Source organism: Pontimonas salivibrio, from assembly GCF_002950575.1.
GTDB lineage: Bacteria > Actinomycetota > Actinomycetes > Actinomycetales > Microbacteriaceae > Pontimonas > Pontimonas salivibrio.
Window position 1 is genome coordinate 39,099 of record NZ_CP026923.1, and the last position, 15,911, is coordinate 55,009.

General features: G+C 58.9%; 16 protein-coding genes. 1 reads left to right on the forward strand and 15 read right to left on the reverse strand.

All coding sequences use genetic code 11. The annotated features are described in order from the left end of the window. Window positions 1-219 precede the first annotated feature (219 nt). The 12 genes from panC to tilS form a co-directional block, all read right to left on the reverse strand. Window positions 220-1,095: a pantoate--beta-alanine ligase gene (panC, locus tag C3B54_RS00190; protein WP_245867945.1), complete on the reverse strand. Its 876-nt coding sequence runs from the start codon at window positions 1,093-1,095 to the stop codon at window positions 220-222. Beyond that, entirely contained in the window at window positions 1,095-1,889 is a 795-nt protein-coding gene (locus tag C3B54_RS00195; protein ID WP_158665437.1) for a DUF2520 domain-containing protein, read from the reverse strand. The genes panC and C3B54_RS00195 overlap by 1 nt, the downstream gene beginning before the upstream one ends. After that, window positions 1,886-3,610 (reverse strand): PH domain-containing protein, encoded by a 1,725-nt coding sequence (locus tag C3B54_RS00200; protein ID WP_104912714.1) that lies wholly within the window; start codon window positions 3,608-3,610, stop codon window positions 1,886-1,888. The genes C3B54_RS00195 and C3B54_RS00200 overlap by 4 nt, the downstream gene beginning before the upstream one ends. Then, window positions 3,607-4,179, reverse strand: coding sequence for a PH domain-containing protein (locus C3B54_RS00205; RefSeq protein ID WP_245867946.1), 573 nt, complete (start codon window positions 4,177-4,179; stop codon window positions 3,607-3,609). The genes C3B54_RS00200 and C3B54_RS00205 overlap by 4 nt, the downstream gene beginning before the upstream one ends. Continuing rightward, window positions 4,176-4,676, reverse strand: coding sequence for a DUF3180 domain-containing protein (locus C3B54_RS00210; RefSeq protein ID WP_104912715.1), 501 nt, complete (start codon window positions 4,674-4,676; stop codon window positions 4,176-4,178). The genes C3B54_RS00205 and C3B54_RS00210 overlap by 4 nt, the downstream gene beginning before the upstream one ends. Next, complete coding sequence (gene folK / locus C3B54_RS00215; RefSeq protein WP_104912716.1) at window positions 4,673-5,272, reverse strand: 2-amino-4-hydroxy-6-hydroxymethyldihydropteridine diphosphokinase; 600 nt, start codon at window positions 5,270-5,272, stop codon at window positions 4,673-4,675. Before folK ends, C3B54_RS00210 begins: the two co-directional genes overlap by 4 nt. Beyond that, on the reverse strand, window positions 5,269-5,643 hold the full coding sequence (gene folB / locus C3B54_RS00220; RefSeq protein WP_104912717.1) for a dihydroneopterin aldolase: 375 nt from the start codon (window positions 5,641-5,643) through the stop codon (window positions 5,269-5,271). Before folB ends, folK begins: the two co-directional genes overlap by 4 nt. Further along, window positions 5,643-6,455: a dihydropteroate synthase gene (gene folP / locus C3B54_RS00225; protein WP_104912718.1), complete on the reverse strand. Its 813-nt coding sequence runs from the start codon at window positions 6,453-6,455 to the stop codon at window positions 5,643-5,645. The genes folB and folP overlap by 1 nt, the downstream gene beginning before the upstream one ends. A gap of 11 nt (window positions 6,456-6,466) precedes the next feature. Continuing rightward, the gene (gene folE, locus C3B54_RS00230) at window positions 6,467-7,078 is read right to left on the reverse strand and encodes a GTP cyclohydrolase I (RefSeq protein ID WP_104914162.1); all 612 of its coding nucleotides are present in this window, start codon (window positions 7,076-7,078) and stop codon (window positions 6,467-6,469) included. Window positions 7,079-7,147: 69 nt separating this feature from the next. Beyond that, window positions 7,148-9,244, reverse strand: a complete 2,097-nt coding sequence (gene ftsH, locus C3B54_RS00235; RefSeq protein WP_104912719.1) for an ATP-dependent zinc metalloprotease FtsH — start codon at window positions 9,242-9,244, stop codon at window positions 7,148-7,150. 218 nt (window positions 9,245-9,462) lie between these two features. Continuing rightward, window positions 9,463-10,029 carry a hypoxanthine phosphoribosyltransferase gene (hpt, locus tag C3B54_RS00240; RefSeq protein WP_104912720.1) on the reverse strand — a complete coding sequence of 189 codons (567 nt, stop codon included), beginning with the start codon at window positions 10,027-10,029 and terminating at the stop codon, window positions 9,463-9,465. A gap of 42 nt (window positions 10,030-10,071) precedes the next feature. After that, the gene (gene tilS / locus C3B54_RS00245; RefSeq protein ID WP_245867947.1) at window positions 10,072-11,157 is read right to left on the reverse strand and encodes a tRNA lysidine(34) synthetase TilS; all 1,086 of its coding nucleotides are present in this window, start codon (window positions 11,155-11,157) and stop codon (window positions 10,072-10,074) included. A 52-nt stretch (window positions 11,158-11,209) separates the two neighbouring features. Here tilS and ppa point away from each other — a divergent pair, with 52 nt between their 5' ends. Continuing rightward, on the forward strand, window positions 11,210-11,698 hold the full coding sequence (gene ppa / locus C3B54_RS00250) for an inorganic diphosphatase (RefSeq protein ID WP_104912722.1): 489 nt from the start codon (window positions 11,210-11,212) through the stop codon (window positions 11,696-11,698). A gap of 72 nt (window positions 11,699-11,770) precedes the next feature. On the opposite strand, the gene C3B54_RS00255 is transcribed toward ppa, so the two are convergent. From C3B54_RS00255 to C3B54_RS00265, 3 genes are all read right to left on the reverse strand, one after another. Further along, window positions 11,771-12,985, reverse strand: a complete 1,215-nt coding sequence (locus C3B54_RS00255) for a M23 family metallopeptidase (protein WP_104912723.1) — start codon at window positions 12,983-12,985, stop codon at window positions 11,771-11,773. Window positions 12,986-13,077: 92 nt separating this feature from the next. Beyond that, on the reverse strand, window positions 13,078-14,631 hold the full coding sequence (locus tag C3B54_RS00260; RefSeq protein ID WP_104912724.1) for a poly-gamma-glutamate biosynthesis protein PgsC/CapC: 1,554 nt from the start codon (window positions 14,629-14,631) through the stop codon (window positions 13,078-13,080). Continuing rightward, window positions 14,628-15,875 carry a Mur ligase family protein gene (locus C3B54_RS00265; protein WP_104912725.1) on the reverse strand — a complete coding sequence of 416 codons (1,248 nt, stop codon included), beginning with the start codon at window positions 15,873-15,875 and terminating at the stop codon, window positions 14,628-14,630. The genes C3B54_RS00260 and C3B54_RS00265 overlap by 4 nt, the downstream gene beginning before the upstream one ends. Window positions 15,876-15,911 lie beyond the last annotated feature (36 nt).

Below are 15,911 nucleotides of genomic sequence, written 5' to 3' on the forward strand. Positions count from 1 at the left end.
GTGCAGCAGTCTTAATCCCTAAACCAGTTGGCCGCTATTGAGGACTACCGCATTCACCACTACCACCAAAAAGGTGTGCAGGGGCGCACGCCCTCCAGCCTACTGAGACCCGTCGGCTGATGGAGCGTCATACGCTGGTTTGCTGCGTGCGGTGGCATTGGGCCCTGCTGGGCTGTACTGGGCTGGGCTCTACTGGGCTGGGCTCTACTGGGCTGGGCTTTACTGGCCTGAGCTGTGCGCTCCAACGCTCGGCATCCACACGTTATCGAGTAGTCGGGTCGTGCCGACCCGAATGGCCCCCACAACGACCATTTCGCCGGTTGGGTGCTGCTCCCAGGGTGTGAAGGTGTCACTGGATACAGCCTCAAGGTAATCAAGTTCAATCCCTGGGGCTTCGCGCAGCACCTGGCGTGCCTGTTTGATTCGCTCCAGTGAGTCTGTGGGGTCAGTTGTGTTGGAGGCGTTTTCAATGGCGCGCAGTTCCCGTTGCAGGATCAGGGCATCAGCCCTTCCCTCCGGCGTGAGATACACGTTTCGTGAGCTCAGCGCCAAACCGTCATCGTCGCGGACGATATCTCCACGGATGATTTTTACCGGGAACCCTTCGCGAGCAACCATCTGTTCAATAGCGATGAGTTGTTGGGCGTCTTTTTTGCCAAACACTGCCACGTCACAGGCCACAAGCTGAAACAACCGGGCCACGACGGTGAGGACACCGTCGAAATGGCCCGGGCGGTGTTCTCCCTCGAACACATCACCGATTTCCCCCGCGCTCAGCGTGGGGGTGTTTTCTGGCCCATCCGGATAAATGTCGGACAGTCCTGGGGTGAACACCACATCCACGCCACTGTGGCGGAGGGCTTCTAGGTCTGATTCGAGTGAGCGCGGGTAGCGCTCAAAATCTTCTCCTGGGCCAAATTGCAGGGGGTTCACGAAAATACTGACTACGACATGGTCGGCTGCAGCTCGAGCCTTTTCGATTAACGAGAGGTGCCCGCGGTGTAGTGAGCCCATTGTGGGGACAAAACCAATGGTTTCCCCCGCACCGTGGACACGCTTGGACCACGCCTGCATGTCTTGGGCGCTGGTAATCACTACCGGGCCTCTGGATGATGCGGTTGCTGGCCAGTGGGGTCACTGCCTGGTATTTCTGGGCCAAAGCCGTCCATGTCGAGCAGTTCAGACGCAGTCACACCATCAGGTTGGTCTACTGAGTGACTTCGAATGATGCCGTCAATGGTGGCGTGCAGGAGGCTTTGAAGCGCCTGTGGTGCGTGGTCAACACCGGCATCCAGCAGCGGTTGGAGGGACGCGTTAACGAAACGTTGGGTCTGCTCCGTCGCGAGCGCCACGCTCTCGTTAAAAGCCGTTTCCGCTTCGGGGCTAATCACGAGCGCTTCCATCCCCATCTCGAGGGCCAAGGCTTGACCGATGGGCGCTACTGGGCCGTGCGCCACCACACCACACCATGCGCCTCTTAGGCGCCTGATATCTAACGAATGTCCGGTCAGTGGCAACAAGGGCACAAGGCGCACCGTGATGGCCCCTTGGGCCATCACGGGTGCCAGTGACTCAAGGGAGTCGTGTGCGGAGAGTTGGCAGACAATTTGGCCTGGTTGGCAGAGTTTCTTGGTGTCAATGTCGTCCACCACATGGGCGAGTGCGTCGCCATCAGTGGCGAGAATCACCATCTCGCTGCGGCGAATAATGTCGTCAATGTCCATGACCGGTACACCGGGCAAGAGTGCTTCGACGTGGTCGGCACGATCTTCCGGTGGGGCACTCCTACCGATCAGTGCGTGACCGGCTCCGGCCAACGCTTGCGCCATGACGGCTCCAGCCGGTGAGTCACCGACTAACCCAATGCCCATCCTGGCGTCGTGATTCACGATTCGTGGCCTATCTGTTGCGTGGTTGCAGTGGCACTTAACGCAGTGGGGCTCACAGTGTCTGGGCGTGGTGGGGTGAGGTGCCCGGTGCTGGTTTCACGGTTGTGTTCAATTGCTCGCACTATTCGCGTGGAAAGAGTTTCCAAGAATGGTCTGGCGTCAGTCTTTTCAAACCCCACCATGCGTGTCACTCCGGGCCCTGGAACGATATTGCATTCCAACCCGTCTAAACCGGTAATTGCGTGCCACGGGCCGCGAAAGCGCGCAGCGCTTTGAATGCGGCGAAGGGGCACAATCCCCAACTTTCGCACCAGAACTCCGGTGCGAAGCCACAGGGCGCCCTCAATAATCCCGAGGCTGTGAACGTGGAAGGACAAAATGAGGCGCAGGCGTGCCATCCTGCCCGGTCGAATGATGAGGTCGTCTGTGCCACCGCGTCCCGCGGTGTCGTGATCCAAGGATGTGTTGTCCGCCGCCAGTGTCTGGGCGAGCGAGCCGGTCGCTCCGGCCTCGATGGCAGCGAGGCCGCGGTCGCCTAGAGCTTCGTGAACAAACAACTTCGCCACAGTGCGAACGTCATCTAGGTGGCCAACGGGCAGAACCATTTGGTGTGAGGGGCCTTGGTTTGATTCGGACTGGCCTGGGGTGATCGCGCGGTGTATTTCGACTCGCCACCAACCAAAAAGCCGCCACGGCCACGGTTGTGAGATGTGGAGGGCGTGAACCTTGTCGGGGGGAATACTGGCAGCGGTTGTTGAGAGCAAGCCGTAGCTGACTCGAACCGAATCACCCACTGTTTCTAACCGGAATTGGCTGGCCCTAGTCCACCCCCTGGCAATGGAGATCACATAGACCAAGGCAGCAGGAAACGCCCCAATCCACCACTCCAGATCCCCGGTGATCACGAACCCCCCGATGATCACCGCAAACACCAGAACGAACCAAAAGGTTTCCAAGCTCACAATCAGCGAACCTAAAAGTCGACCGAAGGGCACTTCGACGTGGCGGACCACGTCCGGTTCCACACCGTCGCTTCCCCCCAAAGCAACCGTGGCGTAATCGACAGAGTCACCCACTGCGGCGGAATTACCACCCTCTGCATCGGTGGCACCCTCCATGCTCTGGCTGTGCTGGCTCTGACTTGGCTCCCTGTGGCTGTGCTCTGACTGCACGACAATGCGTCGAAGTTCGGTTGCCACTGGGTAGGCGAGGTAGGACAGGCTGACGTTCGCGTCAGATCCTGCTGCCTGGAATTCCAGTTTTGACAAACCGAGAAGTCTGGGGATGAGTGGTCGCCAAATGGCGACACTGTTGATTCGGTCTCGCCGTGCACGGCGGTGTGTGCGAAATAGCACCCCGTCTCGCACTTCAATCACGTCATCGTCAATGCGCACGGTGTGCATAAACCAGGTCAGCCACAGCCACCCGGCACCTAAAGCAGCCACCAACAGGATGAGTCCTGTCCCCACCAGCAGGGAACCCCCAAATGGCAGTGGAGGTAATTCACCAATTTCGGTGTCCGGAAACTCTTGGTAGACCAGGTAGTTCGAGAACGCTGATAGGGCTTGGTCCCACACGGTAGCCAGAAACACACCCGCAACGGCGGCTACTGCTAAACCCCCGCGGAGCACTGGGGTCAGTGGGTGTAGTCGGTGCCAGTCCCCATCGGCGTATGTCTGGGCGCGTTTGGTGGGGGCTGGCCCATTCGCCGCCTCCGTCACAGTCCTGCTCGCCTCGATTCGGCGAGCGCGACAAGGTCGTCACGGAGCACTTCCGCATCGGCCATCACGATTCCTGGAATCGTGACGCCGGAGCTTGCCGCTGCGGTAACGAGTCGAATTTCTGCCAAACCGAGAAGGCGAGACAAGGGCCCGCGGTTGATGTCGACCAATTGCAACCTGCCGTAGGGGACAGCGACTTGACGTTGGAAGATCACTCCGCGGCGAAACACAAAGTCGTCATCTCGAAGCCAGTAGCGCATGGCTCGAACCCTGAAGGGCACCAGGACGAGGTTTCCCACTCCGACGACTACGGCCAGTCCAAAGACAATCCACGCCAGAAATGGTGGCAGCACGTCGGGGCGAAGGAGTGGCAGCAGGGTGGCGCCGATAATGAGCGCAAAAAGAAAGCCGAGGGTGACAAATTCGTCGACCATGTGTTTGGGTGAAATGCCCTGCCAGGTAATCTCTTCCTGCTCACTATTGGCCACCGCAGAATCGGTGGGACCGGCATGCACAGCGGCATTACCAGCGTTGCCTTCTGAGGGCGAAGTGGGTTCGGTGTCACTCATGCGAGTTCTCCTTCCACTGCGGAATTGTCGTCGTCGCTGGGTGGTATTTGACACCAGCGCTCGGCTAGCAGACTACCGACCACCAGAATGACTCCGCCGAGTCCTGTCACAGCGGCGACAATCACCGAATCCCAGACGACCACCATTCGTCCCAAGAAAAAGACCACAACACCCACGCCCACACCGGCCAATAGGGCGCCTGTGAGGGATCCGGCTTTCGCGAGAAGTAACACCCTCATCGCGTAAAAGGGATTTATTGCGGGTGCCCTTGTCGTGGGCGCATCGTCTTTAGCGTCCGACCTGTCTTTCGTGGCCTGTCGAATAGGCCAGGCCAGTGCCGGCAAGAGTCCCCCAATAAGTAGCAGGGTGACTCCGAGGGTGAGTGATGGGGTGAACACCGGTTCGCCCATTCGCACCAACACCATTTCGGCCACAAACATGACTACCGCCCCCACGGCGAACAACGCTGTGATGATCCCCGGGCGAGTGGGAGTCACGCCTGCTCCTGGGCTCCGGTGGGGTTGGCCTGGGAAACTACCTGGTCCCCTAAATGGCTGAGTAGTTGCCTGACCGGGCCAAGGCCCGGAAGGGTGGCCTCTGGATCGATTTCACTCCACGGGCGAAGCACGAACTCTCGTTCGTGCGCGCGGGGGTGGGGAAGAGTGAGCCGCGACGAGTGTGACTGGACATCGTCGTAGCTGATGAGGTCCAGATCGAGTGTGCGGTTGGCATACGCGGTTCCATCGCGCGTTCTGCCGTGCTGAGCTTCGATTCCTAACAAAATGTCTAACAGGGCTTCTGGTTGCCATGCCGTTTCGATCAAGACAACTTGGTTCACATAGCCCGGTGCTGTGTCGTCATAACCGGATGCGGTGAGCGCCACCGTCTCGTGAAGGCCAGATTCAACGAGGACACGAATTCCTTCAGTGGCCCTCAGGTCGGCAACAGCCTGGAACAGTGTTTCCTCCCGGTCACCCAGGTTGCTGCCCAGAGCCACCACTGCGTGATGCCAATGTTCGCGGGGCAGCAAGGCCCGATCACGCGCCTCATGTTCGACCGGTGTGGCAGCAGCCGGGATATCTTCGTGACTCATGGTGTCGATTCTGGTCGATTCCTCGTCACGGTGACAGCGATATCTGCCACCTTCTGTGACAGCGGGGCACCCGGTTTGTGAACGGTCACCGTTGCGGCCACAGGTTGTGGAAATTCCCACACCACACCCAGCACCTTCGCTGCCAAGGTTTCAATCAGGTCCACCGGCTCTCCGGTGACGACCGCCTCGACCGCGTCGATGAGTTCGGCATAGTTCACGGTGTCTGCCACATCCTCACTGTCGGCGGACACAGCAGTGTCCAACTCAATGTCTAAGTCGATGAGGAAGCGCTGGCCGTCTTGTTTTTCATGGTCAAACACCCCGTGGTAGCCCCACAGTTCTAACCCGGTCACGACAATCCGATCAGCCACTACTCACCTCCTGGTTGCGCGCGGCGCCAGACCTCAAGGGCCACCCGGTGTTGGCTCGGTTCATGGACCCGAAGTGCTCGCACTCCCCTACCGGCGAGCGCGACACTGAGCGCGACGGAGACTCCGTCTCGCTCAGTGGCAGTGTGTCCTTCAGGCAGCAGTGCTCCGAGGAATCGTTTCCTGGAGCCTCCCACGAGCACGTCGTGTCCCATCTGGGCGATGGCCTCGATACCTCGAAGAAGCTCCCAGTTGTGCTCGGTGTTTTTGGCAAAACCTAGCCCTGGGTCCAGCATGATCCGCTCAGGGTCAATACCGGCGTCTACGGCAGCATCACGGCGCGTGCCAAGCTCAGCGACTACGTCGCTGACGACGTCGCCGTAGTGGGCGAGAGAGTCCATCTGGTCACTGTGGCCACGCCAGTGCATCATCACGTAGTCGACACCGGCTGTCGCAATGCGGTGGAACATTTCCGGGTCGGCTTGGCCACCGGATACGTCGTTAATGATGTCCGCACCACACTCCACCATGCGCAGTGCTGTGTCCGAGCGCATCGTGTCGACACTGACAATGATTCCTTCTTCCACCAGGCCCCGCACCACGGGTTCCAGTCGAGCAATCTCTGTGTCCGCATCGATTCGTGTGGCACCTGGCCTCGTGGATTCGGCACCCACATCAATGACGCTCGCACCATCCAAGGCCATCTGCACACCCCGGGCGATGGCTGCATCCGGGTCAAGGTAGAGGCCTCCGTCACTAAACGAATCGGGGGTGACGTTTAACACTCCCCACAACGCCGGGACCTGGACGCTCACTACTTCAGCCCCTAGTTGCTTCCGTGTGGGAGCGTCGGGTCAGCGTCAGCTAATGGTGCACTACCCATCGATAACAGTGCTTCTCGCCTGGCGGCCGGGTCACGAAAGCTTCCCGCGGTCGCCACGGTGACGGTTTCTGATTCGGACAGTTTTGGTCCGCGGTGCTGGACACAACCGTGCTCTCCACGCAAGACCACTACCGAACCGGCGGCAACGCCGGAGCGGACAAGAGCGTCGGCGACCATGTCGCCCAGGCGCTCTTGCATTTGTGGCCTGGACGCGGCGATTTCGACAACGTCGGCCAGGATTCCCAAACCGACCAGTTTGTCTGCCGGTTGGTACCCCACATCCGCTGTGCCCCGAAAAGGCAGAAGGTGGTGTTCACAGATGGAACTAAAAGCGATGCCGCGAAGGGCGACAAAATCACCGAACTGATCTTCTGCTTCGGCCAAAGGCCGTGCTTCCTCCAGCACAGTCACTGGGTCAATCCCGACACCGCGGTAGAGCTCCTGGAACAGCTTGCTGACCCGCCCTGGTGTGCCCTGCAAACCATCACGCTCGGGGTTTTCCCCCAAGGCTTCTAGCAGTTCGGTGACGGCATCCTGGAGCCTTTGGTCATCCACGAAACGACCCACCTGCCACACTCAGCGCGTCTACCCGGTGAGCTCCAGTGCCCTGTTGGTGGGTGAGCATTACGCACCCGATGGGGTATCGGAACCGGTGGTTTGGGAAGGGGAACCATCGGAACTGGAAGTGTTGCGAGAGCCTGTGCCGGCCGGCTTCCCTGCTGTCGCCGACTTGGCCGTCGACTTCGCGGCAGGCTTCTTTGGAGCGGCCTTTTTAGCCGGAGCTTTTTTCGCCGGAGCTTTGGGTTTTTCCGGTACTTTCACCGGTGGCTTTTTCGACTGCGGACGGCCTTCATAGGAGCGCCAGAGTGGCCGCTCGGGCAGCTGCTTTACGCCGTCAAAAATGTCAGCCAACTGGTGGTGGTCGAGGGTTTCTTTTTCCAACAGTTCCGTGGCGAGGCGGTCCAAAATGCTGCGGTTATCGCTTAAGACTTTCCACGCTTCTTTGTGGGCGTTGTCAATCAGCGCCCGCACTTCTTGGTCGACACGTTCCGCCACCGAGTCCGAATAGTCCCTTTGGTGTCCCATGTCACGGCCCAAAAACACTTCACCGCTTGCTTGACCCAGTTTCACCGCACCGACGTCACTACTCATGCCAAATTCGGTGACCATGCGCCTGGCGATACTGGTGGCCTTCTCAATGTCATTAGATGCACCCGTAGTGGGATCCCGAAAGACAATTTCTTCGGCAACACGGCCACCCATGGCGTAGGTCAACTGATCGAGAAGTTCATTTCTGGTCACCGAATATTTGTCGTCGAGGGGAACCACCATGGTGTAACCGAGTGCACGGCCTCTGGGCAAAATGGTGACCTTCGTGACCGGATCGGTGTTACGCATCGCCGCAGCAGCTAAAGCGTGGCCGCCCTCGTGATAGGCAGTAATCAGTTTTTCTTGATCCGACATCATGCGGCTTCGCCGCTGCGGTCCGGCCATCACCCGATCGACTGCTTCATCAAGCAGTTCGTTAGTGAGCTTGTTCTTCCCACCGCGTGCGGTGAGGAGTGCGGCTTCGTTTAACACGTTGGCCAAATCTGCCCCGGTGAAACCGGGGGTTTTTCTGGCCAACACGTCGAGGTCGACGTCTTTGGCCATCGGTTTTCCTTTGGCGTGGACATTCAAAATGGCCGCACGGCCTTTCATATCCGGTGCGTCGACTTGGATTTGTCGGTCAAACCGGCCTGGGCGAAGCAGTGCTGGGTCCAAAATGTCGGGCCGGTTTGTCGCCGCAATCATGATGACGTTTAGTTTCGGATCAAACCCGTCCATTTCGACCAGCAACTGGTTGAGAGTTTGTTCACGCTCATCGTGTCCGCCACCCATACCGGCACCGCGGTGTCGACCGACGGCGTCGATTTCGTCAACAAAGATGATCGCCGGGGCGTTCTCTTTCGCCTGGTTGAACAGGTCGCGCACACGACTGGCTCCCACACCGACAAACATTTCGACAAAGTCGGAACCTGAGATGGAATAGAACGGGACATTGGCTTCGCCGGCGACAGCCCGGGCGAGCAGTGTTTTACCTGTTCCGGGTGGGCCATAGAGCAGGACACCTTTAGGGATTTTTGCCCCCACTTTGGTAAACCGCTCCGAGTCTTTGAGGAAGTCTTTAATTTCGTCGAGTTCTTCTATGGCTTCTGTTGCCCCGGCCACATCCTCAAACGTTACCGTCGGAGTTTCTTTGCTGACCAGCTTGGCTTTAGATTTTCCAAACTGCATCACCCGGGAGCCGCCACCCTGCATGGAGGTGAGCAGGAACCAGAAGATGATGCCGATAATCAAAAACGGCAACATCAGACCCAGGAAACTAAGAAACCAGTTTCCTTGGGGAACTTCGTCGGTGAAGGATTCCACCTGGGAGTTATTGACCGCAGCGACAACTTCGTCACCGCGGGGTGCCACATAGTAAAACTGCACCAAGTTGCCCTGGTTCTCGTACGAGTTTTTCAACTCCAGATCGACGCGTTGTTCGATGTCGATAATGGTGGCTTCTTGCACGCGGTTATCTTGTAAGAGCCCGAGGCCTTCTTGGGTGGAAATACTTCGGTAACCACCGAGGTTCAGCAGTGACAGGCCCACCACAACGACCAACACTCCGGCGCCGATGTAGGGGATGGGTCCGCGCACAAGCGACTTCCAGGAAAACTCTTTCTTTTTGGCCATTGGCCGGATGCCTCACTTCACAAGATGGGGGCTGGTGACACCAACGCTTAAGAGTATCGTCCAGGCGTGTTCGATGCCCCGGAGCGTTCGCCGGGGGCTAAGTGCCGGTTTCTGGCACTGGCCTTCCGGGGCGGGGTTCCTACTCGGGTTTCGGACTGTCCCACCAGGCGGTTCCCCCACAGCGGGTTTTACTCAGGCGAGTTTTACTCGGGCGAGTTTTACTCTGGCGGGTTGCCGCCGTAAACCTCAGGTTTCAACACAGCCACTGAGGTGAGGCTTCGATAGCGGTTGGCGTAGTCCAAGCCGTAACCGACAACAAATTTGTTGGGAATATCAAAGCCCACATAGTCCAACGGCACATCGACCGTCATGGCGTCTGGTTTACGAAGAAGGGTCATGACCCGCAATGACTGTGCCCCGCGGGAGCGGAAGTTTTCTAACAACCAGGAGAGGGTAAGCCCCGAGTCGACAATGTCTTCCACGATCAACACGTGTCGACCCTCCATGGCGGTGTCGAGGTCTTTCAAAATTTTCACCACACCGCTGGATTTGTGGTCGTTACCGTAACTGGACACCGCCATCCAATCCATTTCCAGCGGCAGTCGAAGCTCGCGCGACAAATCGGCCATCACCATTACCGCACCACGCAACACCCCCACCAACAGCGGGGTTTCACCCTCCAGATCCGATTCGATCTCCCGGGCGATTTCGGCGATCCTCGTCGAAATCTGCTCCGGAGTGAGCAGAATGTCCTCTAAATCGCCCTGAACGTCAGCAGTGTCCATTAACAGTGTCCATCGGTGTGCTCTTCCCTGTGGTGGCGGGCCTTACTGGGGTGAAAACCTCAGCTCATCTCCTTGCCTGACCACCCTACCGCCGGGAATATCGACTGGGCCTTGCCCCCTCCAGTGGGTGACCAGGCGCATCAACGCTTCCGTGTGGGTGTGGCTGAGGTGGGACCCCACAGCATTCTTTGCCACCAAGCGCAACACCCGGGACACCACGGCCGCCGGCTGCGATTGCCACAGCCCCACCGGAACGATTCCTGCGCTGGCCTGGTCTCCCAACGATTCGTAGACGTCGTTCGCCATCTGATCCAACACTTCACCGTCTTGGCGAACCAGTTCCGCAGTGCGCACTAGGGCATCGGCCACACCGGGGCCCAACTGTTGCTCCAACACCGGCATCACGCGGTGTCTAATGCGTGGTCTGACAAAACGATCCTCACTGTTGTGGGGGTCAGACCACCAGGCGAGCCCCGCATCGACACACACCTGCTCGGTTGCCGCCCGGGAGAGTCCCAAAAACGGTCGCCACCACAGTCCAGAGACGCTCTGCATCCCAGCGATGCTCTGTGGCCCAGACCCACGGGTCAGACCAAGAAGAACGGTTTCTGCTTGATCGTCTTTGGTGTGACCGAGTAACACGGCCGTTGCCCCGCGAGATGCCGCCACAGCAGACAAGGCCTCGTAGCGGGCATCGCGTGCACGCGATTCGATGTTGCCGGCGTTGCCGGCAACCTCGCGTGACATCACATCACCTGACTCGCTGTCCCCTGACCTGATATCCATTGGCCCGATATCCACCGGCACGATGTGAGCGTCGACACCCATGGTCTTCAGGGTCTCTTGGGCCGTGAGGGCGACTTCGGCGGAGTCATGTTGGAGTTGGTGGTCGATGATGATGGCTTCTACGCGGTGTCCCGCTCTGGCAAAGACAAACGATGCGGCGTAGGCGAGTGCCAGGGAATCGGCACCACCGCTCACGGCAATAAGAAACAAAGAACCAGGGGCAATGCCGCCCGGTCGGGCGGCATCTTCTGCTTCTAGGCAGTCGGTGATGGCCCGCCTGGCATCAGCCATCGGCGGGGTGAGCCGGGGGCGCCGGGGGGCTTCTGGGGGCTCTAGTGCCACCCGGTAAGGTTACTTGACACGTTTTTGCGAGACCCCCTCAAGGAGCACTCCCATGGCCGACTACCCCGCCGTCATTGAAATCCCCCGCGGATCACGCAACAAATACGAAGTAGACCACGAAACCGGTCGAGTGTTTCTCGACCGCGTGCTCTACACGTCATTTGTGTACCCCGCTGACTACGGCTTTATTGAGCACACTCTTGCCGATGACGGCGACCCGGTCGATGTCCTCGTGATGACCGAATATCCGTTGTTTCCCGGTGTGGGTCTGAAAGTCCGCCCGGTGGCGGTATTCAACATGACCGACGACGGTGGTGTCGACGCCAAAGTGCTCTGTGTGCCCTCCGGGGATCCCCGCTGGGATTACATCCAAGACATTGACGATGTGCCCGAGTACACGAAGAAAGAAATCGAGCACTTTTTCGAACACTACAAAGACCTCGAACCCGGTAAGTGGGTCAAGACTGAGGCCTGGAGTGACAAGGCTGAAGCCGAGAAAATCATCGAAGAATCGGTGAAGGCCTACAACGACGCGAAGTAACCCCTACCGGGGTTGCCGGTATTCACGCAGTTCCGACAGTAGGTCGGGCTCTGTCTTGGTGCCCTAACGGTATTAACCGAGTCGAACGCCTCGGTCACCCATGAAGTAGTACGGGTCCACCGGGTCCCAGTCACGCCTGGTTTCAAAGTGCAGGTGGCAACCCGTGGACCCACCGGTGGTGCCCACGCGGGCAATGAGTTGCCCGGTCTGCACCCGTTCACCAAAGTTCACATACATTGAGCCCGACTGGAGGTGCATATAGCCGGTCGTAACCCCGTTGCCGTGGTTGAGGCGAATGAAGTTTCCACCGGTACCCAACCATCCGGCATACGACACAGTGCCTTCCCTTGCGGCATAGACCGGTTGCCCACAGGGGTGGGCAAGGTCGATGCCGGCGTGGAAGCGGGTGGTGCCATAAATGGGGTGGATGCGGTTTCCAAAGTGACTAGAAATGTAACCCCCGGTGGGACGTGCCCACCCTGCCCCGGAAATTTGTCCGGGGTCGATCATTCCCCGCACTTCGGAAAGCTGTCTGGCGATCACACCCGCCTGGTAGTCCTCTTCGGTGGCTTCTCGCTCCTCGATGAGGACAGCGAGCTGTGCTTCGAGGGTGGCGGAGGCTTCTAGTTGTTCGTCGAGTGCTTGGGCGGCGCGCATTGCCGCAGCATTGGCCACTTCGAAGGTGGCTTCTGCTTCGACTTGGAGCTCTTCTCGAATGTCGGAAGCGACCTCGGCTTGGTCGGTTAACGATTGGGCGGTGTTTTGATCCGCGAGCGCTTTGGAGTAGATGCCGTCGGTTTGTTCGGCAATTTTGGAGGCGTAACCCAACCGTCGCAGTAAGCCGTCTGCTTCATCAGCGTTCACAAAAATGGTGGCCTGGAGGTCACCACCGCCCACCCGGGCCAATTCGGCGACGAATTGGCCCGCTTGCATGCGGGATTCTTCAGCGGTTTCCGCTGCGGCATTTGCTTCTGCTTGGAGTTGTTCTTGGGTGTAAATGGCGTCGTCGAGGTCTTGTTGGGCTTCAACGAAAATTTGGCCAAGCCTGGCCGCTTCTTCTTCAGCGGCTTGGTATTCGGTGGCGAGCTCTTCGATCAGGCCTTGAAGCTCTTCGATTTTTTCTTGGGTTTTTTCTTCGTTCTCCCGGGCCTCTAAAACGTCCTGCCAGGAGGGATACTCTTTGGCGAAGGCTTGTTCGTGCCAGACAATGGTGACACTCAGCACCAAGGCGGCAACGACCGATGTGATGATCGGCAGGCTAATAACACTGTCACGAAGGCTTCGCACGAAATATCACGATAGTCACACCAACCACACGAGTCCGGGAGCCAGTGGGGTGTGGCGCGGAGGCCGACAGTTCCGCCAGGCACGAGTGCGAGCTATTCAACAAACACTTCCACCACAGTTTTTGGTGTCAACACCCAACTCATCGTGGTGGTGGCATCGGGGGTGACCAGCCATTGAATATCAGATGAGCGCTCACCGGCGAGTTTCCGCAAATAAGTTTCCACTTGGGCCGCGAGTGGCCTGGGGTATACGGCGGGTTCGCCAAAGCGTGGACTAAGCGGAAAACCCACAATGCGCACCCGCTCGGCTGACTCCAGTTCAGGCACTAGCTGTTGCAGGGCCAACACATCGACCGTGTTGACCTGCAGTTGCCCCGGGTCTTGGGTAACGACCTGGTCGGGCCGTCCGCTGACATAACCGACCACCGAGAACACAACCACTAAGGCAACGGATGTGGCGAGGGCGACATGTTCCACCGGCCGAAAAGCAACCGGGTGGTGTCGCCGCTCGCGGTCAACTCTGGCCACCCTGCGCGGGTGGTACCGGGCTTTTTGGCCCGGATTGTCCGGGCCGTAGTGATCGGACTCTCGGAGGACTCGAATCCACGTGTTGCGCATCGCGCCGGCTGCGAAACCAAATGCCCACACCACGAGTGCGACAAGTCCCAAAATCACAAACAAACCCCCGCGGGGGTGCTCGGCCAGTAACCACTGGGCCACAAATGTGAGGCCCACCACGAGCACACCACCGCCCAGCATTCGAGGGATACCCCGACGAACCGTTTCGCTCACCATTAGCCCGGTCACTAACAGGGGCTCCACCGCGTACTGTTGGGCAATTTCTGCACCGGGTATCCCCCACCAGTCGGCCCAGAACAGGCCAAACCATGAGGCAATCGCGGAGACGATCATGATCGAGTACAGGCGTTGTTTGGGGCTCAGCCCCACATACCGGGCAACGGCCCGGTAAATGACGGCACCGATCAGCGCCATCGCCACCACCACAATCGCCGACGTGGGGTTGAGTAGGTCCACGAAGAACAGTGCGCCGATAATTCCTGCACTGCCCCAGCCGAGTGCGACCCGCACCGCGAGCGCAATCGCAATGGTGGCGAACACCAATAGCGGCTCTTGAAGGCTCGGTGCGCTGACCAGCGGCGGGCGATCGCGCACCTCCTCTAGCGCCCAGCCCAGAGGGAGGATCACCAGGTAGGTGATGAGTCCAACCCCGGCGGCGGCAGTGAAAGTCTTCAGCGTTCCTTGCCGTTTTGCGTCGTAAGCGGTGAGGCCGTTGGTGACATACAGTCCGGCTGCCAAGTACGGAGAAAGGTTGCTGAGTGCGGGTGCACCCGCAAGCCACATCAACAACACGTGCACGCCGGCTGGTACGAGGACGGCAATGGCGAACAACCATGCTCGCGGCAGTGGCCACGTCTTGGCCGCCCACGTCACGGCGGCAATACCGACCAGGCTTAAGACCACCCATCCGGCAATTGTCAGCCACTGCTCACCCAGCACCATGAGCGCCAGGTAGGGGCCGGTGACAATGCCGCCACTGGCAATCCGCGACACGTTGTAAAGCATCGCGGAGAGGACCAAGCCGATGACGAGGATGGCCCGAGCCATTTCGATATCCACACCGGTCATACGTGGGCGCCCATCTGGTCCAGGCGCACCATAGTTCCCCGGCGTCTAAACGTGTTGCGCAAAATGTCTGCGGTGGGTTCGTGGACGTTTTCCACCAACACGAGGGCTAACTGCTCGACGTCTTGACCTAAGTGGTTACTCATTTCTTGAGCGAGCTTTTCGGGGTCCCGCACCAATGACCTGGTCAGTGAAAAAAATGTGGTGGGGGTGTGCACTACCGAATCGCGGTAAAGGTGATGGTGGTGGCGGGTGTTCATCCAACGCGCTAAACCGCCAGCAACACCCACCACCTCAAAATGTTGGCGAAGGCTGGCAAAAAAAGAAATGGCCCGTAGGGGTCTCTCCCACCGATTAACCATCACGGGCACAAGCACCTGCGATTCTCGCTCCAAGCTCGCAAATGCCTCCCACGAGGACTCCGGGTCATTGGCACTGCCCAAGTCGATGAGGGTCACTGTGTGACCGTTTGCCCTTCTCACCTGGTAGCCCTCAAGAGCGTGGGGCTCGAGGCTTGCCCGTTCCATATTGCTGCGGGCGTGGCGTAGCTCCAGCCCCAAATACTCGGCAACCTGCAACGCGAGCACAGCGTTAGTGGGGTGGTGGCCCCTGATGGCAACCCCACCTTCTCGTGGGTCCACCTCAATGAGTTCAATACTGTGTCGCTCAGACTGTTCGCGGTAGTACTGCACAATGTCTGGCTGGGTCACTGCGGTGATGACCACATCACAGCGGTTGATCGAATCGAAAATGCTTTTACCGATCTCGAATTCGCTCAACCCCTCCTCTTCTAGGTGGTCGAGGCGAATAGTGGGGATGACCACCATGTGGGCACGAATGTGAGATTTCTGCACCAGCTCGATAAGGCTCGGGGTGACCGCCATGCATTCGAACACCCCCACATCTGCCAGATCTTTCGCCGCCCGCCGCATCGCTTGGGGAAGCTCACACACCGAAGTGGTCCCTGCCCTGGGTGTGGGGATTTCGCTGCCATCCCCGCGCCGCTCACGTGCGGCGACACCGGAGACTTTCGAATACACCCGGAAGTCTCCCGATAGCGCTGCGTGAACAAGCCGAACGGTTCCCGACTTTCCCCTAGAGCCCGTCACAAGGATCCGATAGTCCAACGCCTCCCGGGCGCGATGGTTGGCGCGGGCATTCACCAAGACAAAAATCCCGTAAGAAACGACGAAAGCGAGCGCGGTCCACCCTGCAACCCAACTGCCAAAATCGACGGCATTTCCCATGGCATAGCACCCTTACTGACGTGGGCCCAGATTAGT